This window comes from Vibrio sp. 1069 (assembly GCF_033340555.1).
Window position 1 is genome coordinate 1 of record NZ_JAWOWP010000770.1, and the last position, 558, is coordinate 558.

1 protein-coding gene is annotated in these 558 nt (G+C 43.2%); it reads right to left on the bottom strand.

From position 1 onward, the window contains the following. Nucleotides 1-14: 14 nt before the first annotated feature. Nucleotides 15-401 (bottom strand): Cu(I)-responsive transcriptional regulator, encoded by a 387-nt coding sequence (gene cueR / locus R7040_RS28955; protein ID WP_005486235.1) that lies wholly within the window; start codon nucleotides 399-401, stop codon nucleotides 15-17. Nucleotides 402-558 lie beyond the last annotated feature (157 nt).

A 558-nucleotide genomic window follows, 5' to 3' on the forward strand; every position in this document is an offset into this window, starting at 1 on the left:
ATAGATAGGCGAGCTTACTTAGTGAGCTCGTCTATGATTGGACAGCGACTTTTTGCATCGCCAGGACAAGCCGATACCCAACCTTCCAACTGTTTTTTGATTTCCATCAGGTGAGCAATTTTCTCTTCTACTTCGCGCAGTTTATCCATCGTTCTTTCTTTCACTTCGCTGCTTTTACGGTTTGGATTATGCGCAAGCTGGACGAATTCTTTACATTCTTGAAGTGAAAATCCTGCGTTTTTCGCTCGTGAAACTAAGTTAAGTTCTTGAATATGATTATCTGAATACTCGCGATAGCCAGAATCACTGCGTGCTGGTGGAGAGATGATCCCTTTGTCTTCATACAAACGAATCGACTTTGATGACAGTCCAGTTAGCTTCGCGACAGCGCCAATATTCATGTTTAACCTCCACATTCGAGATAACGCCGATGCCGTTAATTGTCGTTGTGTATCAGCGCGTTAAACATATTGGTTTCTACGCAGCGTTTGATTTGCAACCCGATGGCATTGGCTTGATGTTTAACGCGAGTATATACCCATGTCGCTGACGATATAT